Raw genomic sequence first — 26374 nt, forward strand, 5'->3', positions numbered from 1 at the left:
CGTACCGGCAGCCCTGACCGAAGGTGGCTCAGAGGCTGATGCCCTTGTCGCGCAGCCACGCCCCCGGGTCCATCAGGTCGCCGCCCGGCGTCTTCACCTCGAAGTGCAGGTGCGGACCGGTGGAGTTGCCGGTGGAGCCGACCCGTCCGATGACGTCGCCGGTGGTGACCTTCTGGCCGACGCTGACGCTCATCGACGACTGGTGGTTGTACGCGAGCTCCGTGCCGTCCTCCAGCTCGACCACCGTGCGGTAGCCGTAACTGCCGGACCAGCCGGCCTCCTTGACGGTGCCGGAGTGGATCGACTTGATCGGCGTGCCCGTGGGCGCGGCGAAGTCCAGACCCGTGTGGTAGCCGGAGGCCCACATCGAACCGGCCTGTCCGTACGTGGTGCTGATGGTGTACGAGGACAGGGGGCTGACGAAGCTGCGGGCGAGCTTGGCGAGGCGCTCGGCCTCGGCCTTCCGCTTCGCCTCCTCCTCGGCCTTGCGCTTGGCCTCCGCGGCCTTCTTCTCGGCCTCGGTCTGCTGCTTCTCGGCCTCTTCGGCGGCGGCCTTCGCGGCGGCGTCGGCGGCGGCCGCCTGCTCGGCGGCCGCGGCCTCGTCCTGCTTCGACTCGGCCTGCTGCATGATGCGCGAGCGCAGCGCCTCACCGGCGTCGGCGGAGGCGGCCTGCTGCCCGCCGTCGAGCTGCGCGACGGGCGCGCCGCCCGCGGCGGCGGCCTGGGTGACACCGGAGAAGTCGCTTCCGGCGTCGGCGGATTCATCGGAGTCGGAGATCAGCGAGCCGACGCCGGGCAGGGACTCGGCGTCCGGCAGGGAATCGGTGACGCCGGAGAGGTCGGGCAGCGATATCGGTACCGGCGGACGGTCCTTGGCGGTCGCGATGCCACCGGCGCCGACCGCGGCGATGACGCCCACGCCGAGCACGGTGGAGCTGCGCGCGAAGCCGCCGCGCTGCTTGCCGACACGGTGCCGGCCGCGGACGGGACGAACGGACTCCTCGGTGGGATTCCACTCTTCCCAGGGCCCGTCGTCCTGCCCGAACGTCTGGTCACCGTCCGGGAAATACGCGGGCTCATGACCGCTCGCGCCTCTGCTGGTCGGGGTCGCCACTGGGGCGCACTCCTTTCCTTCCTTCTCGCCTACCGGGTTAGCTGACGGGTTCGGAACAGGAAGGTTTCCTACGGACGAAGAACGCCCGATTCACCCCAAGTTGGTGGTTCCCCGGCTCCCTTGCGGGATTAGGCGTGTGCGCACGGAGCCGACTCTTGTGACGGCTGGGACGACCGCGCTGCGTTATCGAACGTTAATAGACAGCGGCATCGGATTCCAAGCCGTTCCGACTGATCGTTCACGACTCTGGCCAAGGCTTTTTCGGACACGAGGGGGCGGAACCGGGCGAGTTGACTCCTCCGCTTACACCTCTCACGGCCTTCTGTTTTCTGACGTTGCGTCATTTGTTATGCGGAGGGCGGCGCTTCACTCACGCAGGGTGACAGCGTCGGCGGCCTCCGGCTCCTCCCCCGAGGGCCGCCGCACCCCGAGCAGCGCCATGTCGTCGGTCATGCCCGAGCCCTCGGTGTGCGCCCGTACCTCCTCGGCCACCGTGGCGAGCAGGGAGTCCGGCGCGGTGAACATCCGGCCGCTGAGCCGCGCCGCCGGATCGTAGAACTCCCCCGCCTCGTTCCGCGCCTCGGAGAGCCCGTCGGTGTAGAAGAGCAGTGTCGCCCCGGCCGGGAACCAGCACTCACCGGCGCGGTCCGGCCAGATCCCCAGGTCCCCCATGCCGAGCGGCAGCGCGGGCTCCTCCGTCGCGAGCACCCACAACCGCCCGCCCGCGGACAGCATCAGCGGCTCCGGATGGCCCCGGTTGATGAACCGTACGACCTCACGGCCGTGCGGCATCTCCGCGAGCACCGCCGTCGTGAACCCCTCGAAGGCGTCGAGGCCCAAGCGCCGGGTTCCCTCGCGCGCGAGCGCGCGCTCGAGCCGCTGGGCGACCGCCTCCAGCGTCGCCTCCTGCTCGGCCGCCTCCCGGAACGCGCCGATCACCACGGCCACGGCCTCCACCGCGCCCAGCCCCTTGCCGCGCACATCGCCCACGACGAGGCGTACGCCGTGCGGAGTGTCCTGCACCGCGTACAGGTCACCCCCGATGAACGCGTCCGCCTGCGCCGCCTCGTACCGCGCCGCGATCTGCAGGCCCCCGATCCGCGAGGCCGGTTCGGGCAGCACGGCGCGCTGGGCGGCCTCCGCGATCTCCCGCGCGGAGGCGAGTTTCTCTCCGCGCTGGCGTACGACGACATTGATGAGCACGGCGAGCGCGGACACCGTGACCACGTTGATCAGCTCGGTCACCTCCTGCGGCCGCCCGGCCGTCCCGTAGTACAACTGCAGCAGCACCACGGAGGTGGACGCGGCGACCCCCGTGAGCACCGTGCCGAGCAGCCCGAAGAACGGGGCCGCGACGAGCGGCGCCGCCGAGAACAGCGGGGCCGCCGTGAACCGCGGCGGGGTGAGCAGCGCGGAGACGAGCCCGATGCCGATGAGCAGCGTCGGCAGGCTGCGGACGAACGCGTGGGCCTGAGCGTGCATGATCGGCCGCTTCGGCTCTTCGAGGGGAGACCGGCGACGCGGACCACGTCCGCCCCGCCGCCCGCCTCGCGCTCCTCGCTGCCCCACCGGTCGCCTCCTGCCCCGTCCGCAGTGTCGGCGGACCACTGCCGCTCCTGTCCCAGGGTTTCCGCCCGGGAGGCGACGAGCGACTCCTCGTCGGCCGTACGAGTTACTGGGGCCGGGGGAAACGGGGGTGGCACGAGGGGTCACCGGGATGGCGTACACTTGTGTTCACCGACGCGGGGTGGAGCAGCTCGGTAGCTCGCTGGGCTCATAACCCAGAGGTCGCAGGTTCAAATCCTGTCCCCGCTACTGAAACATCAGGCCCGGCACATTCCGATGTGCCGGGCCTGATGCGTGTCGCACTCCCTGCGACCTGCGACTGGCTCGGCTCGGGCTCGGGCTACGGCTGGTCGTCGAGGACGCCCGCCTTCGCCACGCGGGCGGTACGGGACCAGTGCCTCCCCGAAGGTCCGTCAACTCAGGGCCCACACGGCTCACACAGGCTGAACCTTCAACTGGCGGGCGCCGCAAGCCGGAAGCCCACGCCGATCGCCACGAGGTCCTCCTCGTACGCACCGTGGCGACGGGCACAGCGCGCCAGGTCCCGGTCGTGCCGGAACGCCCCGCCGCGGGTGATGTGCGGGTCGAACGCCCAGTCCTCCACGGCCGGAACCGCATTCGGCGCGCCGGGGTAGGGGGCGTAGAGCGTGGATGTCCACTCGTCGGCGTTGCCCGCCATGTCGAGCACGCCGAACGGGCTGGCTCCCTCGGGGAACGAGCCGACCGGGGTGGTGGTCCGCATACCGAGGTCCACGAGGTTGGCCAGTCCGGTCCGGTACTCGTCCCCCCAGGGGAACTCCCGCCCGTCGTCCCCCCGGGCAGCGCGCTCCCACTCGTCCTCCGAGGGCAGCCGCACACCTACCCCGCCGAGCAGCGCGTCGATCCAACCGCAGTACGCGACGGCTTCCCCCCAGGGGACACCGGTCACGGGATGGTCGGCCGACCCGCGCGGCGCCGGCCGCCCGGTGTCCGCGGCGAACTCCGCCCACTGCCCGACGGTCACCGGGACACGTCCGATCAGGAACGCCGGTACGTGAACCTCCGCCCGCGGCGCCTCCTTCAGGTACCACTTCACCGGCACCCCGGTGTCCCGATACCGCTCGGCAACCCCCGGCACGTCCCCCTCGGCTGTCCCCCGCGCCACGATCCCCGCGGGAACCCGAACCCAGTCCACCTGCGGGGCAGGCAAACGGTGTTGCGACTGGTTCTGGTCCTGGTTCTGGTTCATTACGGCTGCTCCTCGGTCTTCGCGGACCGCGCTCATGGGCGGCATACGAAAAGGGCCCGCACCGGCGGGCCCTTTTCAGTGCTGGTTCGCACTCCTAGTTGCTGCAATATCCCACGCCGAGCACGCCGATCCCGCAGAGGATGTTCAGGCCGATTCCTGTCCAGTCGTCATCCTCCGGGCTCGGCGCGCGGTGCTCGACCGCGTTTGCCGGTCGCTCAGCTGCCACTGCTCCTGCGCCGGCGCCGGCGCCGAAGATCATTGCAGTGGCCATCAGAGTGACGGCGGTAAGCCTGGCACGGTTCCGCATTACGCCTCCAATACGACGGTGTACTGACTCTCAAACCGTCACCGTCAGCGCCCGACCGTGCAACGCGTGGTGGTCTGAACGGAGGGGGAGATGCCTGCGGAGGCGCCGAGATCCGAGTGCTGGGCTGAGCTTTGAGCCCCGGGCTCACAGCGAGGATCATCCGGCGGTTTCGCACGCCCGGACACGGGCTGTCTCCCGCACCCGGGCCGGCCGCACCCCGACCCCGATCCAGCCGGTCAGGACCATGGCGAGCCCCGCGGGGATCAGCGCCAGTCCGGCAAGATCGACCGAATTGACTCCCCCGGCCAAGAGGCTGCTTCCCAGGGCGGCTCCCGCCGCGGAGCCGAGGTACATCGCGGCCATCTGGAAAGCGATGACCGGCATGGCCTGGGCTGGGCGGTCCTGGGTGAGTGCTTGCTGCACGGTCGGAACGCTCGCCCACCCGGCAGCTCCCCACGTGGCCGCGGCGATCAACCACACAGCCGGAGCAGAAGAGATCCAGACCGTCGCGAAGCTCGCGGCGAGTATCGCGGGCAGGACCAGAAGCAGCGCCCTCGGCCCGTATCTGTCCAACGGCTTGCCGATCAGCGCGGCCCCGGTGACGCCACCGATGCCCCATGCCCACACGAGGGCGAAGCCCCAGCCTTGAAGACCTCGCGAGTCCGCCATGGGAAGCAGGTACGTGTAGAGGCCGAGGCTGGCCACGCCGAGCAGGAACGCCGCGACGATTCCGGCGGAGGTCCTGCCCGAGCGCAGCACTCCGAAGACCGGCGCCCCGTCCGTCCTGGGCAACGGCGGCAGCGTGCGTGCGCGGGAGGCGAGGGCGATCATGCTGAGTACGCCGACAGCGACGACCAGGGCCATGGTCCAGCGCCAGCCCCGGCTTTCGCCGATCAGCATCCCCACGGGCACTCCGGCGACGGTCCCCGTGGACAGGCCGAAGGTGACCATCGCCATCGCCCGGCCGCGCTCTCGCTCAGTGACCATCGCCGCGGCGGTCGCGGTAGCGACAGCCGTGAGGATGCCGGCGCCCGCGCCGGCCATGACGCGGGAGCCAAGGAAGATCCCGACTCCCGGTGCGACGACCGTGATGAGGTTCCCGAGATTGAACACGCCGAGCGCGATCAGCAACGCTCGCGCGGTACTGCCTTGGGTGAGCCTTCCGGACAGCAGCGGTCCGGCCACGGCGTAGGCAGCGGTGAAGGCAGTCACCCCGAGGCCGATCACCGCGACTGTGGTCGCCAGTGAGTCGGCGATCGACGGCAGTACGCCGGCGACGACGTACGCGTCGATGCCGAGCGCGATGGCGGCGGTGACCAGGGGCCACACCTTGCGGATCACGCGCCCTCCTCGTCGTCCACGTCGTCCACGTCGTCCACGTCGTCCACGTCGTCCACGGGTGCCGGATAGCCGTTGAGGACGGTCTGGATCAGTCCGGGGAACCGGGCCTCCAGATCGTCCTCACGGAGCCGGATCATGCACTTGCGCCCCTCGGCGCGTACGAAGACGATCCCGGACTCGCGCAGCAGGCTCGTGTGGTGCGTCAGCGTCGACCGCGGCAGTTCCGGGCCGAGTTCGATGCTGTCCACTTCTCCTCGCTCGACGAGCATGCGGACCATGTTCAGCCGCAGCGGCTCGCTCAGCGCGAACAAGACCTTGGGCATCGCGATCTCTGACGTTTCCGGATGCTGGTAGACCCGCGCAGGAGTCATCGCCCCTCCCTGATCGTTCGAAAAATCTCGCACGAAGATAGTTCGATGATTCCCGCACGGTCAAGCTCGGGCGCGGATCGCCTTGACGACCCGTCACATCCGCATCACCACCAGCCCGTCCGCTCACGCATCGCCCGCACAAGCCCCGCGCAACGCAGAAACGCCCGCCCCCACCGAAGTGGAGTCGGGCGCTTCTCAGCAGGTCAGACGGGGTTTCCGTAGACCCTCGCGTCGTAGGCCGTGTGGGACTCGAACCCACAACCAATGGATTAAAAGTCCACTGCTCTGCCAATTGAGCTAACGGCCCGCGTCAACGCACCCCCCGAGCATAGCCGCAGGAGCGGACAGAGCCGATCGGGTATCGGTGCGGCGACGTGAGAAGCGGACCGGCTCCGTGGAGTCGGCCCGCTTCTCAGGTCAGTTGCCGGTGCCGGCGGGGTCAGCCGTTGCGCTTCCAGCGCGGCTTGTCGTCACGGCGGCCGAAGGAGCCGGCGCCGCGGTCGTCACGGCGGTTGAACGGACGGTCGCTGCCACCGCGGTGGTCGCGACGGTCGCGGTTGAAGGGGCGGTCGTCGCGGTTGAACGGACGGTCGCTGCCGCCGCGGTGGTCGCGGCGGTCGCGGTTGAAGCCGCCGTTGCCGCCACGGTCGTCCCGGCGGAAGCCGCCCCGCTCGTCCCGGCGGAAGCCACCACGGTCGTTGTCGCGGCGGTCGCGGTTGAAGCCGCCGTTGCCGCCACGGTCGTTGTCACGGCGCTCGAAGGAACGGCCACCCCGGTCGTCCCGGCGGAAGCCACCACGGTCGTTGTCGCGGCGGTCGCGGTTGAAGCCGCCGTTGCCGCCACGGTCGTTGTCGCGACGCTCGAAGGAACGGCCACCGCGGTCGTCACGGTCGCGGTTGAAGCCGCGGTCACCGCGGTCGTCCCGGCGGAAACCGCCCCGGTCGTTGTCGCGGCGGTCGCGGTTGAAGCCGCCGTTGCCGCCACGGTCGTTGTCGCGACGCTCACGGCGCTCAAAGTTGCCCCGGTCGTCCCGGCGTTCCCGACGCTCGTACGACGGACGCTCCTCGCGGAACTCCCGCTGCTCGCGCACCTCGCGCTGCTGCTGCTCGGGCACCTCGACCTCGGCGACGGCGGCCTCGGCGGCAGCGGCGACGGCCTCGGCCGGGTCCTCGCCCCGCTCGCGCGCGGCGCGGGCGGTGAGGCGGTCGGCCTCCTCGCGCAGCTCGGTGGCGCGACGCTGCGCGCGCTCCAGCTCCTTGGTGAGCTGCGACACGTCACGCTCGGCCTGCTTCGCCGCGTTGTCCGCGGAGTCTGCCTGGACCTCGGTCAGCGACCGGGCGCCGGTGATCTCGGCGACCTCCGGGTCGAAGGCGCCGCCCTGGCCGATGATGTGGCGCGAGGCGTCGACGCCCGCGTCCTCCATCAGCCGGAAGATCTGCCGACGCTGGTGCGGCAGCGAGAGCGAGACGACGGTGCCGGAGCGGCCCGCGCGGGCCGTACGGCCGGAGCGGTGCAGGTAGTCCTTGTGGTCACCGGCCGGGTCCACGTTGAGGACCAGGTCGATGCCGTCGACGTGGATGCCGCGGGCGGCGACGTCGGTGGCGACGAGCGCGTTGACGTACCCGTCCTTGAAGTCGGCGAGCGTCCGCGTACGGGCGCCCTGCGTCATGCCGCCGTGCAGCGCGTCCGCCTTCACGCCGGAGTCGCGCAGCTGCTCCGCGATGCGGTCGGCGCCGAGCTGGGTGCGGACGAAGATGATGGTGCGGCCCTTGCGCGCGGCGATCGCGGCGGTGACCGGCGCCTTGTCGCGGGGCTTCACGATCAGGATGTGGTGCGTCATGGTCGTGACGGCGCCCTGGGCGGCGTCGACCTCGTGCGTGACCGGGTCGGTCAGGTAGCGCTTGACCAGCGTGGAGATCTCGTTCTCCATCGTGGCCGAGAACAGCATGCGCTGGCCGCCCGCCGGAACCTGGTCGAGCAGCTCGGTGACCTCGGGCAGGAAGCCCAGGTCGGACATCTGGTCGGCCTCGTCGAGGACGGCGACCTGGACGTTCTCCAGGGAGCAGGCGCCGCGGTTGATGATGTCGCGCAGCCGGCCCGGGGTGGCGACGAGGATGTCGACGCCGCGCTCCAGGGCGTAGATCTGGTTGCCCATCGACGTACCGCCGCAGACGACCTTCATCTTCAGGCCGAGGACGTCGCCGTACGGCTGGAGGGCGTCGGCGACCTGCATCGCCAGCTCACGGGTCGGGGTCAGGATGACCGCGCGGGGCTTCTTCTTCTCCGTACGGCCTTCGGCGAGCGCCGCCAGGGTCGGCAGACCGAAGGAGAGGGTCTTGCCGGAGCCGGTGCGGCCGCGGCCGAGGATGTCCTTGCCGGCCAGGGCGTCCGGGATGGTCGCGGCCTGGATCGGGAAGGGCGTGGTCACGCCGTTCTGCGCGAGCTTGCGGACGACGCCCTCGGGCAGGCCCAGGTCAGCGAAGGTGACCTCGGGCGCCTCGGGGGCTTCGGGAGCGGCCGTCTCGGTGACGACAGCGTCGTCCGCGCTGTTCTCGGGCAGGACGGAGTGCTCAGTACTGAAAGTGGACATGCGAAATGCGAAACCTTCCGGAGTCTCGGCACGCGCCCAAACTCCGTGAATCGCAATTCGACCGCCTCAATGCGGTCAGCCACGGCTAGGGAGAGTACGCGCCACACGGCGCTCTTCGATGCTGGCGCCGGGCAAATGGGATCAAACGATCTACCACTGTACGCACCCCTCACCCCGGATGGCAAACCGCCCCTCTGACCTGCACCGACGACCGAAACCGGACCTCCGGAGCGGGGCTGCGGGGGCCGAAGCCCGCCTCAGCTCGGCCCGGCCTCCGGCGACGGCTCCCGCGCCGTGAAGCTCGCCCCGCGCACCCCGCCCGAGCCCCCCGAACCGCCGGACTGACCGCCGCCCGCCGCGGACGAGGACGGCTCCCCGGTGTCCGGCGGCGTGGGCGTCGTCCCCGGCGTGCTCTGCGGGGGCGGGGGCGTGGGCGCCTGCGTCGCGGAGGGCCGGGGTTTGGGCGTCGTACGCCCCGGACCGGGCCGGTCGGGCGAGGACGACGGGCGGGCCGGGGTCGCCGGGCGCGAGGCCGAGTCGGAGGCGGCGGGGGAACTCTCCGCGTCACCGCTCTCGGCGTCACCGCCCTCGGGGCGCACACCGTCCGGCCGCGCGCCCTCCCGCCCCGTGACACCACTCACCACGGGCCCGCCGTCCGGCCCGGCCTCACCGGCGTTCTCGCCCGCGGACCGGGAGGACTTGGCGGGCGCGGGCTCCTGGGCGTCCCCGCCGACGCTCACACACCCGGCGCCCGCACCGAGGGCGACCACCACCGCGGCCAGACGAACGGGTACGGACAACTGGCGCACGGGTGGGCACCTCCGGAGCGCGGCAATGTGTTGCCCTGCCCAACTCCCGCCGCCCGCAAGAGGACACGCCGCGCACACGGCGCCCGAACCGCGCGTTCCCACGGCCGCACGCCCCGCCGCACGGGAGTTCGCACCGGGGCCCGCACATCCACCGCTCGTCCCGGACAATGGGCCGTGTGCTGGAGATGACCCGTGAGGCGTTCGAAGAGCTGGTGAGCCAGGCCCTGGACCAGATCCCCCCGGAACTGACCAGGGTGATGGACAACGTGGCCGTGTTCGTGGAGGACGAACCGTCCGCCGACGACCCCGAGCTGCTCGGCCTGTACGAGGGCACGCCGCTCACCGACCGCGGCGAGTGGTACGCCGGGGTGCTCCCGGACCGCATCACGATCTACATGGGCCCGACCCTGCGCTACTGCGAGAGCCAGGAGCAGGTGGTCGACGAGGTCGCCGTCACCGTCGTCCACGAGATCGCCCACCACTTCGGCATCGACGACGAGCGCCTGCACGAGCTGGGCTGGGGCTGACAGCCCTCGGCCCACCCCCGGGCCCGGCCCGGCATCACCACCCCCCGGCCCGGCCCGGCATGAACACCCGCAGACATGGGCATAGGGGCCCAATGGCCAGCGCCCGCGCCGCCGCCCGAAACGTCCTGGACCGCGTACGGACCGCCCCGGCCGCGTTCGTACGCCACTACCGCGCGCGCCACCCGCACCCCGTCGGCGAACTGGTCCACCCGCCGCACCCCTTCGGCCGCGCCCTCGGCCTGGTCGCGGTCGTGCTGCTCGGCGCCTGGCTGGGGCTACTGATCGTCGGCAGCGTGCACGTCCCGGTCGGCCCGATGGACACGCGGATGACGCTGCGCCCCTCGCTCACCGGCGGCACGAAGATCAACGTCTCCCCGCTCGGCGCCCTCGAACTCGACTCCCACACCGCGCCGCTCCGCCTCGACGTCGACCTGGACAGCCTCGACCCGGACCGCGCCCGCGCCCTCGTCGACCACCCCGAGCGCATCGCCGGACTGCAGGACGAGGTCACCCGCGACGTCCAGGCCGGCACCCTCGACCTGGCGCTGCGCTCCTGCGTCGCCGTGGTGCTCGGCGCCGCCGCGCTCGGCCTCGTCGTCTACCGCAGGCCCCGCCGCGCCCTCACCGCCGGCGGCACCGCGCTCGCCCTGCTCGTGATCTGCGGCGCCACCGCCTTCGCCACCTGGAACCCCAAGTCGGTCCTGGAGCCCAGGTTCTCCGGACTGCTCTCCTCCGCCCCGTCCGTCGTCGGCAACGCCCGCAGCATCGTCAGCGAATTCGACGCGTACCAGAAGGAGTTGGCGCGCCTGGTCACCAACGTCACCAAGCTGTACGACGCCACCTCCACGCTCCCCACGTACGCCCCCGACCCGTCCACGGTCCGCGTCCTGCACGTCTCCGACATCCACCTCAACCCCGCGAGCTGGCACATCATCGCCTCGCTCGTGGAGCAGTACGAGATCGACGTGATCATCGACTCCGGCGACACCATGGACCACGGCACCGCCGCCGAGAACCGCTTCCTCGACCCGATCGAGGACCTGGGCGCCCCCTACGTCTGGGTGCGCGGCAACCACGACTCCCGGACGACCCAGCGCTATCTGGAACGCCTGAAGAACGTGCACGTCCTGGACGACGGCCGCACCGTGAACGTCGGCGGCCTGCGCCTGGCGGGCATCGGCGACCCGCAGTTCACCCCGGACCGCTCGGTCGTCGCCCGCGGCGACCCGGCCGAGCGCACGGCGGGCAGCTTCCTCGCCGGCTCCCTGCGCGTCCAGCGGGCCCTGGGTGCTCCGGTGGACATCGCCGTCGCGCACAACCCGGTCGCGGCCCGGCAGACCGACGGGCAGGTCCCGCTCGTCCTCGCGGGCCACGTCCACCACCCGAAGACGGAGCAACTGCCCGGCGGCACCCGGCTGCGTATCGAGGGCTCCACCGGTGGCAGCGGCCTGCGCGCCGTCGAGGGCGAGGAACCGGACCCCGTCTCCGCGTCCGTCCTGTACCTCGACCGGACCACCAAGCGCCTGCAGGCCTGGGACGAGATCCGCCTCGGCGGGCTCGGCCTCACCACGGCCGAGGTCAGCCGCCATGTCCCGCAGGAGAACGAACCCGGCGCGACGCCGTCGGCGCCGGACAGCTCACCGGCGCCATGACCGCCGGACGGCCTCACATCTTTTCGGTTTGGTCGAGGTCCAAACGCCGTAGTACAGTCTGGGCGTGCCCAACGGCACCGGTCAGGGCTTGACCGTCCAGAACTCCGTGAGGAGCGAAGGAGAAGCAGAACCCTCCGGGGGGACGCGGAGTCACATGCTTCTGACGTCCCCGGACGCGCAGACGAAGCAGAGCTGTAACCAGTAGTTCCGCCCTCATCGTCTAGTGGCCCAGGACGCCGCCCTTTCAAGGCGGTAGCACGGGTTCGAATCCCGTTGGGGGCACGCACCACCCTGTGCGACACTTAGTCGCGCAACAGCTTGGTCCTGTGGAGCAGTTTGGAGTGCTCGCCACCCTGTCAAGGTGGAGGCCGCGGGTTCAAATCCCGTCAGGACCGCTGAGATTCCTCGCGAATCTCGTGGCTGGGTAGCTCAGTTGGTACGAGCGTCCGCCTGAAAAGCGGAAGGTCGCCGGTTCGACCCCGGCCCCAGCCACAAGTGAAGCCCCCGTCTTCGGACGGGGGCTTCAGTGTTTTCGGAACGTGCCCGTCGGGCGACCGGCTCCGCCCACCCGTACGCCGGTGGGCGGAGCCGGTCCCGCTCAGCTCTCCGTCTCCGCCCCCGCGTTCACCCCGGCGGCCGAGCGGCGGCGCCACGCGCGTACCGCGAAGAGCGCCGCCGCCGCGGCGATCGCGGCCAGCACCAGCGTGCCGTCCGAGACGCGCTCGCCGAGGCCGCGGGCCCACTGTTCGACCGCGAACGAGTCGTCCACGTCGAGGATTCCGGGCAGTGCCGTCGTGCCGTCGAAGGCCAGGAACAGCGTGCCGAGGGCGATGAAGAACAGGCCCGACAGGGTCGACGTCGTATGCAGCTCGAAGCGGCCGACGCGGAAGGTGCGGCCGCGGAGCCAGCGGCGGCGGCCCAGGTCGAAGCGCTCCCAGAGCAGGGCCAGGAGGAACAGCGGGACCGCCATGCCGAGGGCGTACACCGCGAGCAGTGCGCCCCCGTACCCCGGATTGCCGCCCAGGGCCGCGACCGTGAGGACGCTGCCGAGGATCGGGCCCGCGCAGAAGCCGGCCAGGCCGTAGACCGCACCCAGGGCGTACACCGACAGGGCGGTGGTGGGGCGGATGCGGCCGGAGAGCTCGGACATCTTGCGGGAGGCGAAGCCCATGCCGAGGAGCTGCAGCAGACCGAGCGTGATGATCAGCCAGCCGCCGACGAGGACGAGCAGATCCCGGTTGCCGTAGAAGAACCGTCCGGCGAACGAGCCCGCGGCGCCCAGCGGGACCAGGGTCGTGGCCAGGCCCAGGTAGAAGATGCCGGTGCGGGCCAGGAGCCGGGACGAGCTGTTGATCGAGTACGCGAAGAACGCCGGCAGGAGCAGCGCGCTGCACGGGCTGAGCAGGGCGAGCAGGCCGCCGAGGAACGCGGCGAGATAACCGATGTCGCCGGTCACCGGCCCGTGTCCTTCTTGCCGGAAGCCGTTGCCGCCGCCTGCTCGATGGCCTGCTCGAAGGTCTCCGCGGGCTGGGCGCCCGCCAGCGGACGGCCGTTGATCAGGAAGGACGGGGTGGAGGTGGCGCCCAGCTTGTAGGCCTCCTCGGTGTCCCTGCCGACGGCCTTCTTCGCCGCCGCGCTGTCCAGGTCCTTCTTGAAGCGGTCGAGGTCGGCGACTCCGGCCTGCTCGGCGAGCGCGTTGAGGCGGTCGTCCTTGAAGCCCTTCTCCTTCACGCCCTCCGCGTACGCCGCCTCGTGGAACTGCCAGAAGCGCCCCTGCTGCCCGGCCGCCCAGGCAGCGCGCGCGGCGGCCTCCGACTCGGCGCCGAAGATCGGGAAGTTGCGCCATTCGATGCGCAGGGTGCCGTTGTCGACGTACTTCTTCACGAGGCCCGGCTCGGTGTCGCGGGCAAACTTGCCGCAGAAGCCGCACTTGAAGTCGGCGTACTCGACGAGGACGACGGGGGCGTCCGCCCGGCCCTGCGCGAGCGGGTCCTTGGCGTCGCGGCGGGCCAGCTTCTCCAGCTCCGGGTAGACGCCGTTCTGCGGGTCGGCGGAGACGTCGGCGGCGGGGGTGTCGCTCGCGCTGCCGGTGTCGGAACCGGAGCCGGAGCCGGGCTTGGTCGCGGTGTACGAGAAGACGCCGAGGAGCAGCGCGGCCACGAGGACGGCCGCGCCGATCGCGAGGCCGCGGCCCTTGCCGGGCGCGGAGGAGGACTTCGATGGGGAGGACTTCGATGAGGTGGATGAGGTGGGGGCCATGGGTGTTCAGGTCTCCTGGTGGTACGGGTCGGGAAGTCGGTGGGTCAGCGCGCGGGCTTCGCCGGGCAGGCGACCTCGCCGGCGAGCCGGCGGACGGTGGCCACGGCGAGCAGCACGAGCGAGGCGACCGCGAGCACGGGCTGCAGCGGCGCCCAGACGGTGAGCGCGCCGGAGGTGCCGAGGGCGAGCAGCACGAGCTTGTTGCACACGGGGCAGCCGACGGCGAGGAACGAGAGCAGTGCTCCGGCCGAGCCGAGCCGTGAGACCCGTTCGCTGTCCCGGGTGCGCTCGGCTCCTGTGCGTACGTACGTGGCGAGCAGCAGGCCGGCGAGCAGCGCGGAGGCCACGAGCACCGGATAGCTCCACCACTCGGGCGGGATCTCGCGGCCGAAGACCGGGTTCGGTACGAGGGCGGTCGGCAGGCCGAGCAGCAGGGCGCTGAGCAGGGCGCCGCCGAGCGCGACGAGCCGGCGCGCCGCCGGCCAGTGGGCGGGGGCGCGCAGAGCGAGCCGCAGATTCATGCGGGTTCTTCTCCTGTCCTGGGCGGGTGGTGAGGGCCGGAGACAGGGCCCTCTACACGCGCAGGACGGAGAGTTCGACGGGGGACGGCGGGTCGCGGGGCGGTGGGCCGCGGTCGGGTGCGACACCGGCGAGGTGGCCGAAGGGCGTCCCGTCACCGGTGGCGGACTGCTCGTGGGAGAGCGTGGAGGCGAGCTGTTCGTGCGCGGAGCCGCCGCGGTTCGGGGTGGCGGGCTGGCCGCTCTCGTCGGTCTGCTTCTTGCCGCAGCCGGTCTTGCCGTCCAGGGCGGAGGCCGAGGGCGCGGCGGCGCGTACGGACTCGGTCACCTGGCCGGCACTCGCACTCGCACTCGCGCTCGCCGGGCCGCACACCAATCCCACCGTGAGCAGCGCGAGGAGCGCGGCGAGGAGGAGCGTCACCGCGGAGCGGCGACGGCGGGTGGCTGCGAGCGACATGGCTCCATACTGCACCACCCGGACAGAGGGGACAGAAATGCGTTCGCCAGTGCCGACAAGCGGGTGAGATCCTGGAGTTCGTATGTCTACTTCCTATGCCGAGCTCGCCCGGCTCCTCGACGAGGCCTCGCTCCGCGACGCGCACCGTTTGGGGCGTCGCCTCGAAGGCAGCCGTAAGATCCGCAGGCCCGAGGCGCGGCAGGCGGTCCTCGACGAGATCGCGGCCGAGGCGGAGAAGTCCGCCGCGCGGATACGGGAGCGGCGTGCGGCCCTGCCGCCGGTCACGTACCCCGAGCAGCTGCCGGTCAGCCAGAAGAAGGACGAGATCCTCGCGGCGATCCGGGACCACCAGGTCGTGATCGTCGCAGGTGAGACCGGTTCGGGGAAGACCACGCAGATCCCGAAGATCTGCATGGAGCTCGGCCGGGGAGCCCGCGGCATGATCGGCCACACGCAGCCCCGCCGGATCGCGGCGCGCACGGTCGCCGAGCGCGTGGCCGACGAGCTGGCCACCCCGCTCGGCGGGACGGTCGGCTGGAAGGTCCGCTTCACCGACCAGGTCGGCGGCGACACGTATCTGAAGCTGATGACGGACGGCATCCTGCTCGCCGAGATCCAGACGGACCGCGAGCTGCGCGCGTACGACACGATCATCATCGACGAGGCCCACGAGCGGTCCCTGAACATCGACTTCCTGCTCGGCTACCTCGCCCAGCTGCTGCCGAAGCGCCCGGACCTGAAGGTCGTCATCACCTCGGCGACCATCGACCCGGAGCGCTTCAGCCGGCACTTCTCCGACGCCCCGATCGTCGAGGTCAGCGGCCGTACGTACCCGGTGGAGGTGCGGTACCGCCCGCTCCTGGAGGAGGATTCCGAGGAGGCCGACCGCGACCAGATCACCGCGATCTGCGATGCCGTCGAAGAGCTCCAGTCCGAGGGCAAGGGCGACATCCTCGTATTCCTCTCCGGCGAGCGCGAGATCCGGGACACGGCGGACGCGCTGGAGAAGAAGAAGTACAGGTTCACGGAAGTGCTCCCCCTGTACGCGCGCCTGTCGCACGCCGAGCAGCACCGGGTCTTCCAGCAGCACACGGGCCGACGGATCGTCCTCGCCACGAACGTCGCCGAGACCTCCCTCACCGTCCCCGGCATCAAGTACGTGATCGACCCGGGCACGGCCCGTATCTCCCGCTACAGCCACCGCACCAAGGTCCAGCGGCTGCCCATCGAGGCGATCAGCCAGGCCAGCGCCAACCAGCGCAAGGGCCGCTGCGGCCGTACGTCGGACGGCATCTGCATCCGGCTGTATGCGGAGGACGACTTCGAGGCGCGCCCGGAGTTCACGGACGCGGAGATCCTCCGTACGAACCTGGCCTCCGTCATCCTGCAGATGACCGCCGCCGGGCTCGGCGACATCGAGAAGTTCCCGTTCATCGACCCGCCGGACCACCGCAACATCCGCGACGGCGTCCAACTCCTCACGGAACTGGGCGCGTTGGACCCGAAGCAGAAGGACGTGCGGAAGCGCCTGACGGAGCAGGGCCGCAAGCTGTCCCAGCTGCCCGTCGACCCGCGCCTTGCACGGATGGTCCTGGAGGCGGACAAGAACGGCTGCGTGCGCGAGGTCATGGTGATCGCGGCCGCGCTCTCCATCCAGGACCCGCGCGAGCGACCGGCGGAGAAGCAGGCGCAGGCGGATCAGCAGCACGCCCGCTTCAAGGACGAGACGAGCGACTTCCTCGCGTATCTGAACCTGTGGCGGTACGTGAGGGAGCAGCAGAAGGAGCGGGGCTCCAGCTCGTTCCGCCGCATGTGCAAGCAGGAGTATCTGAACTTCCTGCGGATCCGCGAGTGGCAGGACATCTACCACCAGCTGCGCACGGTCGCCAAGCAGATGGGCATCCATCTGAACGAGGACGATGCCCCGGACCAGCAGGTCCACATCTCCCTGCTCGCCGGTCTGCTGTCGCACATCGGCATGAAAGACGTGAAGGAGTCCAAGGAGAGCGACCCGAAGCAGCGCGGCGGGCGGAACGAGTATCTGGGCGCCCGGAACGCCAAGTTCGCGGTCTTCCCCGGCTCCGCCCTGTTCAAGAAGCCGCCGCGGTTCATCATGTCCGCCGAGCTGGTCGAGACGTCCCGGCTGTGGGCGCGGGTCAACGCGAAGATCGAGCCGGAGTGGGTCGAGCCGCTCGCCGAGCACCTGCTGAAGCGCACGTACTCCGAGCCGCACTGGGAGAAGGACCAGGCGGCGGTGATGGCGTACGAGAAGGTCACGCTGTACGGCGTGCCGATCGTGGCGCAGCGCAAGGTGAACTACGGCCGGATCGACCCCGAGCTCTCGCGCGAGCTGTTCATCCGCAACGCCCTGGTGGAGGGCGACTGGCGCACGCACCACAAGTTCTACGCGGACAACCGCAGACTCCTCACCGAGGTCGAGGAGTTGGAGCACCGGGCGCGCCGCCGCGACATCATGGTCGACGACGAGACGCTCTTCGACTTCTACGAGCAGCGCATCCCCGAACACGTGGTGTCGGGCGCGCACTTCGACTCCTGGTGGAAGCAGAAGAAGCGCGACGAGCCCGAACTCCTCGACTTCGAGCGGTCGATGCTCATTCGCGAGTCGGCCGAGGCGGTCACCAAGGACGACTACCCGGACCAGTGGCGTCAGGGCGGGCTGAAGTTCCGGGTGACGTACCAGTTCGAGCCGGGCGCGGACGCGGACGGTGTGACGGTCCACGTGCCGCTCCAGGTGCTCAACCAGGTCACGGACGAGGGCTTCGACTGGCAGATCCCGGGCCTGCGCGAGGACGTGGTGACGGAGCTGATCCGCTCGCTGCCCAAGCCGATCCGCCGCAACTACGTACCGGCGCCGAACTTCGCCAAGGCCTTCCTGGAGCGTGCGGTGCCCCTCCAGGAGCCGCTGCCGGTCACGCTCGCGCGTGAGCTGAAGGGCATGGCCGGCGTCCCGGTTGCGGCGGACGACTTCGATCTGTCGCGCGTACCGGACCACTTGAAGATCACGTTCCGGATTGTCGACGAGCGGCGCCGCAAGCTCGCCGAGGACAAGGACCTGGAAGCGCTGAAGCTCCGCCTCAAACCGAAGGCCCGCAAGGCGATCTCGCAGGCCGCGGCGGCGACCGCGGAGCGCTCCGGCGGCGAGTCCGTGGAGCGTACGGGCCTGACGGATTGGACGATCGGCACGCTGTCGAAGGTCTTCGAGACGCGGCGGGCCGGCCAGCCGGTCAAGGCGTACCCGGCGCTCGTGGACGCGGGCGACTCCGTCTCCGTACGCCTCTTCGACACCGAGGCCGAGCAGCTGGAGTCGATGTGGCAGGGCACGCGGCGCCTGATCCTGCTCAACATCCCGGTGAACGCGGCCAAGTTCGCCACGGGCAAGCTCACCAACCAGCAGAAGCTCACGCTCTCCTCGAACCCGCACGGCTCCATCCAGGCCCTGGTGGACGACTGCGCGACGGCCGCCGCGGACAAGCTGATCGCCGACTTCGGCGGCCCGGCCTGGGACGAGGCGGCGTACCGGGGGCTCTACGAGAAGGTCCGCGCGGACCTCGTGGACGCCACCGTGCACACGGTCGGCCAGGTGCAGCAGGTCCTCGCCGCCTGGCAGGCCTGTGAGCGCCGCCTGAAGTCGACGAACTCCCCGGCGCTCCTGGCCAACCTCACGGACGTACGCACGCAGCTGGACGCCCTGGTCAGGCCCGGCTTCGTCACGGCGACGGGGTTGCGCCGCCTGCCGGACCTGATGCGGTACCTGACGGCCGCCGACCGCCGCCTGCAGCAGATGCCGACGAACGTGCAGCGGGACACCACGCGCATGCAGAAGGTCCACGACATGCAGGACGAATACGCCTGGCTCCTTGAGCAGTTGCCGCAGGGCCGCCCGGTGCCGCAGAACGTACGGGACATCCGCTGGATGCTGGAGGAGCTGCGGGTCAGCTACTTCGCGCACGCGCTCGGCACGGCGTATCCGATCTCGGACAAGCGGATCGTGAAGGCCGTCGACGCGGCGGCACCGTAGCGCAAAAGGTGTGACGGGCCGCTCACGGAGAGCGAGTTCGACCCCGGCCAGCTGCTGCTGTAGAGTCTCTTCTCGCAGCGCAACGCACTGATCAAGCGCCGCAACACCTGGTCCTGTGGAGCAGTTTGGAGTGCTCGCCACCCTGTCAAGGTGGAGGCCGCGGGTTCAAATCCCGTCAGGACCGCACAGAGTCGAAGCCCGTATCCGTCGGATACGGGCTTCGGTGCGTCTTGACTCCGTCACGTACCGCCGGTACTCACACACCAAGGGGTGGACGGGGCAAGGAGGTCGCACATGCGGGCGTCCCCACGACGGCACGAGACACGGGCACTGCTGCGGGCCCATCTGGCCGCGGCCTCCGGCTATCGCTTCGGGTACCGCCATCTGACCCGGCACTGTCCTGTCTGCCATCGCCTGCTGCGGCTGGCGTTGGAGTCGACCACTCAGATGGAGTCGGCCACGCAGCTGGAGTCGACCACTCAGGACGAAAGTCCCGCCCCTTCACGACCAATGCGGCCCTCATGACGCCCGCCGGGGTGGCACGCTGGTACGGAGGAGGCGTGCGGCCGGGCACGCGGTGCGCGTGATCTCCCTTAACGCGTGACCTCCCTCAACGCGCGACCTCCCTTAGCGCAGAAGCAACTTGAGCCACAAGCTTCACCGGCTGTGACGGGTGTCACCGAACTCCTTTGAGAAACACCCGTACTTACACCCTCCCTACAAGGGGTCAATTTAATATGTGCAATTGCACCGCCCGTTGAGGGTTACCCCGGAGTCGTCCGGGCGCCCGTCCGACGGACTCCCACAGACCCCCTCACACCCCAACACGGCACGCCTCACCAGGCGTTCAAGGACCAACAGCGGGGCGCCGACGCCCGTATGAAGGGCACAAAAAAGATCGCGCTGGACCCGGCGGAGTCCAGCGCGATCGACGACGTACCCAAGATGCTCGGGCGCGGAGCCTGTTGGGGCAGGCTCCCGTCATATGGAGCTGTTTCGGGCGGTTTCCGGGTTGGGGGACCCTGAACTGCCCGGTAATGCAGTGCTAGGCGGTGTTTCAGGCCTCGCTGCGCTGCTGCGGAATCCCCGCAAGAAGCGCGCGGACCTCAGCCTCGCGGTAACGACGGTGCCCACCCAGGGTGCGGATGGACGTGAGCTTGCCGGCCTTCGCCCAGCGCGTGACCGTCTTCGGGTCGACGCGGAACATCGTGGCGACCTCAGCCGGGGTCAGCAGCGGCTCGGCATCAGGGGTGCGAGCGGTCATGAGCGGCCTCCTCGGGTGAACCGAACCATCTCGGTTCATTCCTCTAAATTCTGCACCTTGACCCACGTTGCCCGAAATGGCGGACGCGGGTCGAGTCGGTTATAGGACGAACGGCTTGTCCTCGGCACTACAACTACACCATCTGTCCAGCCACGTCGGCCAAACCGATGGAATTGCCCTCTCAGGTGTCCATCAGCGGCGGAAGCCAATGGACCGTGCCATAGCGGACAGTCACGCCACTGTGACGATCAGTCACAGGGTGATCAGCAGTCATCAGGCCCCCCATAGAGTGCAATGCCGAGCACTCCGCCCAAACATGGACGGATGGAGTCCTCCCCGGACTCCTTGTCCTATTTTGGCACGAGGGTAGGGGAAGAGGGCAAGGGCGATGTAAGTGCGGTCCATCACGCTTGAGGCAAAAGCCCGGATCGGGACCTACGTCCTCGCCGTCCCCCGACCATAGACCCACGCCGCCTGAGGCATTGGCCCGAAGGGTCCGCTTTACGCGGATAATTACTAGCTTGCGAACTGCCGTTCGCGGACCGCGCGCCACCGTTCCACGAGCCGCGCATAGGCCTCACCGGCCCGGACCCCGTCCCCGTCGCGCAACGCCTCGATGCCCTCCGCGACATCCGCCGCCGAGTGGTCCGCGTCCAGGAGGTCGGCCGCAACGGCGTGCACCAGACCGCCGTAGTCGAGCTCGACCAGCGAGCGGGGGTGGAACTCCTCCAGCCAGCGCCCCACATCCACCAGGCCGTCGATCAGCGCCCCCTCGTCGAGCGCCTCCCGCAGCGTCCTGAGCGCCCGCGCGACCCGGCGCCGCGCCTGCACCATCGGCGTCCGGTAGCGCAGCACCGGCGCCCCCGCCTCGGTGCCGGCGTCGCCCGCCCCCTTCTCGTACCTCCGCTCCTCGTCCGCGACGAGCGCGAACCAGTGCAGCGGTACGTGCCAGATCGCCGTGCGGATCCACGGGCGGGCGTCGGGGTTGCGCTCGCGCCACTCCTCGTAGTCCGCGCTCGCCTGCCGGCGCACCACCGGCGGCAGCACCGCGTCGAGCACCGGCAGCGGCAGCTCCTCGGCCAGATCGCCGAGCGCCTGCCAGCCGCGCAGCCGGGTGCGCCAGGGGCAGACGCAGAGCACCCCGTCGACGTGCGCCACGAACGCGTCCGCGCTCTCGTGCGCCGGCACCGGCATCGGCGGCGTGGGCAGCAAGTCGCCCAGGGAACGGCGGAGTTCGACCTGGTACGTCGGAAGCTGGGGGCGCTCCGCATAGCGCGCCCAATGGCCGCGCTCGGGCTCGGGAAAGGCCGCGAGAGGCTCGTACACGCGCAGGTACGAGGCATAGGGGACGCAGAGCGATACGGGTGGGGTCGCTTCGGGCACGACTTGCTCCCTCCCCTCACGACAGCCGGGAAAACCCCGCCGATCGTCCCACGACCCGACGCACCATGGAGTGATCCACGGCACTGCCTCCCTGGAGTGCCATGACAGGTCGTACTCTCTTGCTCACGCGGCCCACAGCCGCGCACCACCAGCTCGCCCCACCCTCCGCCTGCCACAAGCGGGCGGCGAGCCAGAGCTGGCCCCATCCGCCGCTACACACCTGGGAGTCACCACCGTGACCGAAGTGACCGGCGCGCCTGCCGACGTACTGCACACCCTGTTCCACTCGGACCAGGGCGGCCATGAGCAGGTCGTGCTCTGTCAGGACCGCGCGAGCGGCCTCAAGGCCGTGATCGCGATCCACTCCACCGCACTGGGCCCCGCCCTCGGCGGCACCCGCTTCTACCCGTACGCGACCGAGGCCGAGGCCGTCGCCGACGCGCTCAACCTCGCGCGCGGGATGTCGTACAAGAACGCCATGGCCGGGCTCGAGCACGGCGGTGGCAAGGCCGTGATCATCGGCGACCCGGAGAAGATCAAGACCGAGCAGCTCCTGCTCGCCTACGGCCGTTTCGTGGCCTCGCTCGGCGGCCGCTACGTCACCGCCTGCGATGTCGGCACCTACGTCGCCGACATGGACGTCGTGGCCCGCGAGTGCCGGTGGACCACCGGCCGCTCCCCCGAGAACGGCGGCGCCGGCGACTCCTCCGTACTCACCGCGTACGGCGTCTTCCAGGGCATGCGCGCCTCCGCACAGCACCTGTGGGGCGACCCGTCGCTGCGCGGGCGCAAGGTCGGCATCGCCGGGGTCGGCAAGGTCGGCCACCACCTGGTCGAGCACCTCGTCGAGGACGGCGCCGAGGTCGTCATCACCGACGTCCGCGCGGAGTCGGTCCGCCGCATCCTCGACCGGCACCCGGGCACGGTGTCCGCCGTCGCCGACACGGACGCGCTCATCCGTATCGAGGGCCTCGACGTGTACGCCCCGTGCGCGCTCGGCGGTGCCCTGAACGGCGTGTCGGTCCCGGTGCTCACCGCGAAGGTGGTCTGCGGCGCGGCCAACAACCAGCTGGAGCACGCGGGAGTGGAGAAGGACCTCGCCGACCGCGGGATCCTCTACGCCCCGGACTACGTGGTGAACGCCGGTGGCGTGATCCAGGTCGCCGACGAGCTGCACGGCTTCGACTTCGAGCGCTGCAAGGCCAAGGCGTCCAAGATCTTCGACACCACGCTCGCCATATTCGCACGTGCGAAGTCGGATGGGATTCCGCCCGCCGCGGCGGCCGACCGGATCGCCGAGCAGCGCATGGCGGAGGCCCGCCGGGCCCGCTGAGGCGATCACTGCGGGTGACCCGCCCACGGGGGTTGTCTCATCACGTGGACATGACGAGACAAGCCTCACCCCCGTCGGCGGGTCGCTCGCCAAGAAGAGGTTAAAATCGCCTGTGACCAGCGAGGACGAAGCTCCTCCAGGGTCTTCGGGCAAGGCGCGTCCTGTGGGCGGCGTACCGTATGGCCGCCGAAGCAGGTACCGTTGAAGCCCTACGGACCGGTCTCTCCGAGGAGAGCCCGTTCTGAATCATGAACGCGTGTCAAGACTCTGGGGCCGTCGAGCCCCGTATCCGAGGGGGTCGAGCCATGGGGCGCGGCCGGGCAAAGGCCAAGCAGACAAAGGTCGCCCGCCAGCTGAAGTACAGCAGCGGCGGGACTGACCTGTCGCGTCTGGCCAATGAGCTGGGCGCTTCGACTTCGAGCCAGCCGCCGAACGGCGAGCCGTTCGAGGACGACGAGGACGAAGACGACCCGTACTCCCAGTACGCGGATCTCTACAACGACGACGATGAGGACGAGGACGACGAGTCCGGTCCTTCGTCTCGACAACGCCGCGGCGCGTAACCAGCTCGCCGCACCTTCGCACTTCACCCGGTCCCGGGTTCGCCGGACCGGGTTTCGTGCGTTGCTGGTTTTACGGGTCCTAGGTTGCCGGACGCTTTTTGAGTGCCCTTTTCCGTGGCTGAGGACGCGGGGCTCCGCCCCGGAACCCCTCCCCCGAGCTCTCGACTTCGCTCGAGCAGGGGGGACCCCCATCTCAATCGCCGGAGGGGCTTGATTCGCGCCGCAGGGAGCCGACCCAGCGCCGGACCCTCGGTTGCAGCTGGACGCGGCCTGTTTCCCGGCGGGGCCTACTTCGCGTAGTCGCCCGTCAGCGTCGCGCCCGTCGTGTGGTCGCCGCGTTCCGTGATCTCGCCCGCGACCCAGGCGTCCACGCCGCGGTCGGCGAGGGTGGCGAGGGCGACGTCGACGGAGGTCTCGGGGACCACGGCGATCATGCCGACGCCCATGTTCAGGGTCTTCTCCAGCTCCAGGCGCTCGACAGAGCCAGCCTTGCCGACGAGGTCGAAGACCGGTCCCGGCGTCCAGGTGGAGCGGTCGACCGTGGCGTGCAGGTCGTCCGGGATGACCCGGGCGAGGTTGTTCGCGAGGCCGCCGCCGGTGACGTGGCTGAAGGCGTGCACCTCGGTCGTCCGGGTCAGGGCCAGGCAGTCCAGGGAGTAGATCCGCGTGGGCTCCAGGAGCTCCTCGCCGAGGGTGCGGCCGAACTCGGCGACCTGCTCGTCGAGGGACAGCTTCGCGCGGTCGAACAGCACGTGCCGGACCAGCGAGTAGCCGTTGGAGTGCAGGCCCGAGGAGGCCATCGCCAGGACCACGTCGCCGGCGCGGATGCGGTCGGCGCCGAGGACCCGGTCGGCCTCGACGACGCCGGTGCCGGCGCCCGCGACGTCGAAGTCGTCCGCACCGAGCAGGCCCGGGTGCTCCGCGGTCTCGCCGCCGACGAGGGCGCAGCCGGCCAGGACGCAGCCCTCGGCGATGCCCTTGACGATGGCGGCGACACGCTCGGGGTGGACCTTGCCGACGCAGATGTAGTCGGTCATGAACAGCGGCTCGGCACCGCAGACGACCAGGTCGTCGACGACCATGCCGACGAGGTCGTGGCCGATGGTGTCGTACACGCCGAGCTTGCGGGCGAGGTCGACCTTCGTGCCGACGCCGTCGGTGGCGGAGGCGAGGAGCGGGCGCTCGTACCGCTTCAGGGCGGAGGCGTCGAAGAGACCGGCGAAGCCGCCGAGGCCGCCGAGGCCGGTGGTCTCGGGGCGCTGGGTCTTCTTCACCCACTCCTTCATCAGCTCGACGGCGCGGTCGCCCGCTTCGATGTCGACGCCCGCGGCTGCGTAGCTGGCACCAGTGGTCTCGGACATGGCGGAGAGAACCTTCGTGTCGTTACTGCGGGTGTTACGGGCGACGGATCGCGTCGGTCGCGGCCGTGCTGGCGGCGCCCGCGGCGAGCTCGGTCTCCAGAAGCTGCTTGCCCAGCAGCTCGGGGTCGGGCAGCTCCATCGGGTACTCGCCGTCGAAGCAGGCGCGGCAGAGGTTCGGCTTGGCGATGGTGGTCGCCTCGATCATCCCGTCGATGGAGATGTACGCGAGCGAGTCGGCGCCCATGGACTTGCCGATCTCCTCGACCGACAGGCCGTTGGCGATCAGCTCGGCGCGGGTCGCGAAGTCGATGCCGAAGAAGCAGGGCCACTTCACGGGCGGCGACGAGATGCGCACGTGCACCTCGGCGGCGCCGGCCTCGCGGAGCATGCGGACCAGGGCGCGCTGGGTGTTGCCGCGCACGATCGAGTCGTCGACGACGACCAGGCGCTTGCCCTTGATGACTTCCTTGAGCGGGTTCAGCTTCAGCCGGATGCCCAGCTGGCGGATCGTCTGCGAGGGCTGGATGAAGGTCCGGCCGACGTAGGCGTTCTTGACCAGGCCCACGCCGTACGGAATGCCGCTGGCTTCCGCGTATCCGACGGCGGCGGGGGTGCCGGACTCCGGCGTGGCTATCACCAGGTCGGCGTCGGCCGGGGCTTCCTTGGCGAGCTTGCGGCCCATCTCCACGCGGGAGAGGTAGACGTTCCGCCCGGCGATGTCGGTGTCGGGGCGGGCCAGGTAGACGTACTCGAAGACACAGCCCTTGGGCTTTGCTTCGGCGAATCGGGAGCTTCGCATCCCGTTCTCGTCGATGGCGATCATCTCGCCCGGCTCGACCTCGCGGACGTATGCGGCGCCGCAGATGTCCAGGGCCGCGGACTCCGACGCGATGACCCAGCCGCGCTCCAGGCGGCCGAGGACCAGCGGGCGGATGCCCTGCGGGTCACGGGCCGCGTACAGCGTCTGCTCGTCCATGAAGACGAGGGAGAAGGCGCCCTTGACGTGCGGAAGCACCTCGGCGGCGGCTTCCTCGACGGTCAGCGGCTTGCCGTCGTCGTCCGTCTGGCCCGCGAGCAGGGCGGTCACCAGGTCGGTGTCGTTGGTCGCGGCGACCTGGGTCGCGCGGCCGTTCTCCTTCGGGAGGTCCGCGACCATCTCGGCGAGCTGGGCCGTGTTGACCAGGTTGCCGTTGTGGCCGAGCGCGATCGAACCGTGCGCGGTCGCACGGAACGTCGGCTGCGCGTTCTCCCACACCGAGGCTCCGGTGGTGGAGTAGCGGGCATGACCGACCGCGATATGTCCCTGGAGGGAACCGAGGGAGGTTTCGTCGAAGACCTGCGAGACCAGACCCATGTCCTTGAAGACGAGGATCTGGGACCCGTTGCTCACTGCGATGCCCGCGGACTCCTGTCCACGGTGCTGCAGGGCATACAGTCCGAAATAGGTGAGCTTGGCGACCTCTTCACCCGGAGCCCAGACACCGAAGACGCCGCAAGCGTCCTGGGGGCCCTTCTCACCGGGGAGCAGGTCGTGGTTGAGTCGTCCATCACCACGAGGCACGCCACCGAGTGTAGGCGAGATCGACCACTGGTCCGAATTGGGGACGCCGGTCAACACGCGTAGGTGACACACCTCGCACTCGCGAAGCCGGCGGGAGGGCGGGTCCGAGGGCTCGGCCCCCGGACCCCCGC

Annotated in this window: 22 protein-coding genes, 6 tRNA genes and 1 riboswitch; of the genes, 11 read left to right on the top strand and 17 right to left on the bottom strand. The window is 70.3% G+C overall.

What is annotated here, in order from left to right; all coding sequences use genetic code 11:
• Positions 1-28 precede the first annotated feature (28 nt).
• Together QIT00_RS27425 and QIT00_RS27430 are read right to left on the bottom strand one after the other, a co-directional pair.
• Entirely contained in the window at positions 29-1114 is a 1086-nt protein-coding gene (locus QIT00_RS27425) for a M23 family metallopeptidase (RefSeq protein WP_282538102.1), read from the bottom strand.
• An 11-nt stretch (positions 1115-1125) separates the two neighbouring features.
• Positions 1126-1259: riboswitch (cyclic di-AMP (ydaO/yuaA leader) on the bottom strand.
• Between the two features lie 221 nt (positions 1260-1480).
• Positions 1481-2683 carry a PP2C family protein-serine/threonine phosphatase gene (locus tag QIT00_RS27430; protein ID WP_408909862.1) on the bottom strand — a complete coding sequence of 401 codons (1203 nt, stop codon included), beginning with the start codon at positions 2681-2683 and terminating at the stop codon, positions 1481-1483.
• A gap of 172 nt (positions 2684-2855) precedes the next feature.
• Here QIT00_RS27430 and QIT00_RS27435 point away from each other — a divergent pair.
• Positions 2856-2929 (top strand) — tRNA-Met (locus tag QIT00_RS27435).
• A gap of 202 nt (positions 2930-3131) precedes the next feature.
• Here the strand turns inward: QIT00_RS27435 and QIT00_RS27440 are convergent.
• The 7 genes from QIT00_RS27440 to QIT00_RS27470 form a co-directional block, all read right to left on the bottom strand.
• Entirely contained in the window at positions 3132-3908 is a 777-nt protein-coding gene (locus tag QIT00_RS27440; protein ID WP_282538104.1) for a formylglycine-generating enzyme family protein, read from the bottom strand.
• Between the two features lie 94 nt (positions 3909-4002).
• Positions 4003-4179: a hypothetical protein gene (locus QIT00_RS27445; RefSeq protein ID WP_282538105.1), complete on the bottom strand. Its 177-nt coding sequence runs from the start codon at positions 4177-4179 to the stop codon at positions 4003-4005.
• 192 nt (positions 4180-4371) lie between these two features.
• Positions 4372-5556 (bottom strand): MFS transporter, encoded by a 1185-nt coding sequence (locus QIT00_RS27450; protein WP_282538106.1) that lies wholly within the window; start codon positions 5554-5556, stop codon positions 4372-4374.
• Entirely contained in the window at positions 5553-5927 is a 375-nt protein-coding gene (locus QIT00_RS27455) for an ArsR/SmtB family transcription factor (RefSeq protein ID WP_282538107.1), read from the bottom strand. Before QIT00_RS27455 ends, QIT00_RS27450 begins: the two co-directional genes overlap by 4 nt.
• Before the next feature lie 234 nt (positions 5928-6161).
• Positions 6162-6234 (bottom strand) — tRNA-Lys (locus QIT00_RS27460).
• Between the two features lie 132 nt (positions 6235-6366).
• A complete protein-coding gene (locus QIT00_RS27465; RefSeq protein WP_282538108.1) occupies positions 6367-8517 on the bottom strand; it encodes a DEAD/DEAH box helicase in 2151 nt (716 codons plus the stop codon).
• Between the two features lie 257 nt (positions 8518-8774).
• Positions 8775-9326: a hypothetical protein gene (locus QIT00_RS27470; RefSeq protein ID WP_282538109.1), complete on the bottom strand. Its 552-nt coding sequence runs from the start codon at positions 9324-9326 to the stop codon at positions 8775-8777.
• Positions 9327-9502: 176 nt separating this feature from the next.
• On the opposite strand from QIT00_RS27470, the gene QIT00_RS27475 reads away from it, so the two are divergent.
• The 5 genes from QIT00_RS27475 to QIT00_RS27495 all read left to right on the top strand — a co-directional run bounded on the left by QIT00_RS27475 (position 9503) and on the right by QIT00_RS27495 (position 11997).
• Positions 9503-9853, top strand: coding sequence for a metallopeptidase family protein (locus QIT00_RS27475; protein WP_282538110.1), 351 nt, complete (start codon positions 9503-9505; stop codon positions 9851-9853).
• Between the two features lie 92 nt (positions 9854-9945).
• Positions 9946-11505: a metallophosphoesterase gene (locus QIT00_RS27480; protein WP_282538111.1), complete on the top strand. Its 1560-nt coding sequence runs from the start codon at positions 9946-9948 to the stop codon at positions 11503-11505.
• Positions 11506-11714: 209 nt separating this feature from the next.
• Positions 11715-11787, top strand: a tRNA-Glu gene (locus QIT00_RS27485).
• Positions 11788-11825: 38 nt separating this feature from the next.
• Positions 11826-11900, top strand: a tRNA-Asp gene (locus tag QIT00_RS27490).
• A 23-nt stretch (positions 11901-11923) separates the two neighbouring features.
• A tRNA-Phe gene (locus QIT00_RS27495) sits at positions 11924-11997 on the top strand.
• 106 nt (positions 11998-12103) lie between these two features.
• Here the strand turns inward: QIT00_RS27495 and QIT00_RS27500 are convergent.
• Genes QIT00_RS27500 through QIT00_RS27515 form a run of 4 tightly spaced genes read right to left on the bottom strand, consistent with a single transcriptional unit; the run spans position 12104 to position 14739 of the window.
• Positions 12104-12961 (bottom strand): cytochrome c biogenesis CcdA family protein, encoded by an 858-nt coding sequence (locus tag QIT00_RS27500; RefSeq protein WP_282538112.1) that lies wholly within the window; start codon positions 12959-12961, stop codon positions 12104-12106.
• The gene (locus QIT00_RS27505) at positions 12958-13764 is read right to left on the bottom strand and encodes a DsbA family protein (protein WP_282538113.1); all 807 of its coding nucleotides are present in this window, start codon (positions 13762-13764) and stop codon (positions 12958-12960) included. The genes QIT00_RS27500 and QIT00_RS27505 overlap by 4 nt, the downstream gene beginning before the upstream one ends.
• Positions 13765-13808: 44 nt before the next feature.
• A complete protein-coding gene (locus QIT00_RS27510; protein WP_282538114.1) occupies positions 13809-14285 on the bottom strand; it encodes a hypothetical protein in 477 nt (158 codons plus the stop codon).
• Between the two features lie 52 nt (positions 14286-14337).
• Positions 14338-14739, bottom strand: coding sequence for a hypothetical protein (locus tag QIT00_RS27515; RefSeq protein ID WP_282538115.1), 402 nt, complete (start codon positions 14737-14739; stop codon positions 14338-14340).
• 82 nt (positions 14740-14821) lie between these two features.
• On the opposite strand from QIT00_RS27515, the gene hrpA reads away from it, so the two are divergent.
• From hrpA to QIT00_RS27530, 3 genes are all read left to right on the top strand, one after another.
• Positions 14822-18778, top strand: coding sequence for an ATP-dependent RNA helicase HrpA (gene hrpA, locus QIT00_RS27520; protein WP_282538116.1), 3957 nt, complete (start codon positions 14822-14824; stop codon positions 18776-18778).
• Positions 18779-18887: 109 nt separating this feature from the next.
• A tRNA-Asp gene (locus QIT00_RS27525) sits at positions 18888-18962 on the top strand.
• A gap of 110 nt (positions 18963-19072) precedes the next feature.
• Positions 19073-19303 (top strand): DUF6274 family protein, encoded by a 231-nt coding sequence (locus tag QIT00_RS27530; protein WP_282538117.1) that lies wholly within the window; start codon positions 19073-19075, stop codon positions 19301-19303.
• A 532-nt stretch (positions 19304-19835) separates the two neighbouring features.
• On the opposite strand, the gene bldC is transcribed toward QIT00_RS27530, so the two are convergent.
• Both bldC and QIT00_RS27540 read right to left on the bottom strand, forming a co-directional pair.
• Entirely contained in the window at positions 19836-20042 is a 207-nt protein-coding gene (gene bldC / locus QIT00_RS27535) for a developmental transcriptional regulator BldC (protein WP_003949541.1), read from the bottom strand.
• A gap of 516 nt (positions 20043-20558) precedes the next feature.
• Complete coding sequence (locus QIT00_RS27540) at positions 20559-21425, bottom strand: hypothetical protein (protein WP_282538118.1); 867 nt, start codon at positions 21423-21425, stop codon at positions 20559-20561.
• Between the two features lie 235 nt (positions 21426-21660).
• Here QIT00_RS27540 and QIT00_RS27545 point away from each other — a divergent pair, with 235 nt between their 5' ends.
• Positions 21661-22758 carry a Leu/Phe/Val dehydrogenase gene (locus QIT00_RS27545; protein ID WP_282538119.1) on the top strand — a complete coding sequence of 366 codons (1098 nt, stop codon included), beginning with the start codon at positions 21661-21663 and terminating at the stop codon, positions 22756-22758.
• 305 nt (positions 22759-23063) lie between these two features.
• Positions 23064-23321 carry a DUF3073 domain-containing protein gene (locus tag QIT00_RS27550; protein ID WP_282538120.1) on the top strand — a complete coding sequence of 86 codons (258 nt, stop codon included), beginning with the start codon at positions 23064-23066 and terminating at the stop codon, positions 23319-23321.
• A gap of 287 nt (positions 23322-23608) precedes the next feature.
• Here QIT00_RS27550 and purM read toward each other — a convergent pair whose 3' ends face one another.
• On the bottom strand, positions 23609-24682 hold the full coding sequence (gene purM / locus QIT00_RS27555) for a phosphoribosylformylglycinamidine cyclo-ligase (RefSeq protein ID WP_282538121.1): 1074 nt from the start codon (positions 24680-24682) through the stop codon (positions 23609-23611).
• A gap of 34 nt (positions 24683-24716) precedes the next feature.
• On the bottom strand, positions 24717-26243 hold the full coding sequence (gene purF, locus QIT00_RS27560; RefSeq protein WP_282538122.1) for an amidophosphoribosyltransferase: 1527 nt from the start codon (positions 26241-26243) through the stop codon (positions 24717-24719).
• Positions 26244-26374 lie beyond the last annotated feature (131 nt).

It is taken from the genome of Streptomyces luteolus, assembly GCF_029968015.1.
Lineage (GTDB): Bacteria > Actinomycetota > Actinomycetes > Streptomycetales > Streptomycetaceae > Streptomyces > Streptomyces luteolus.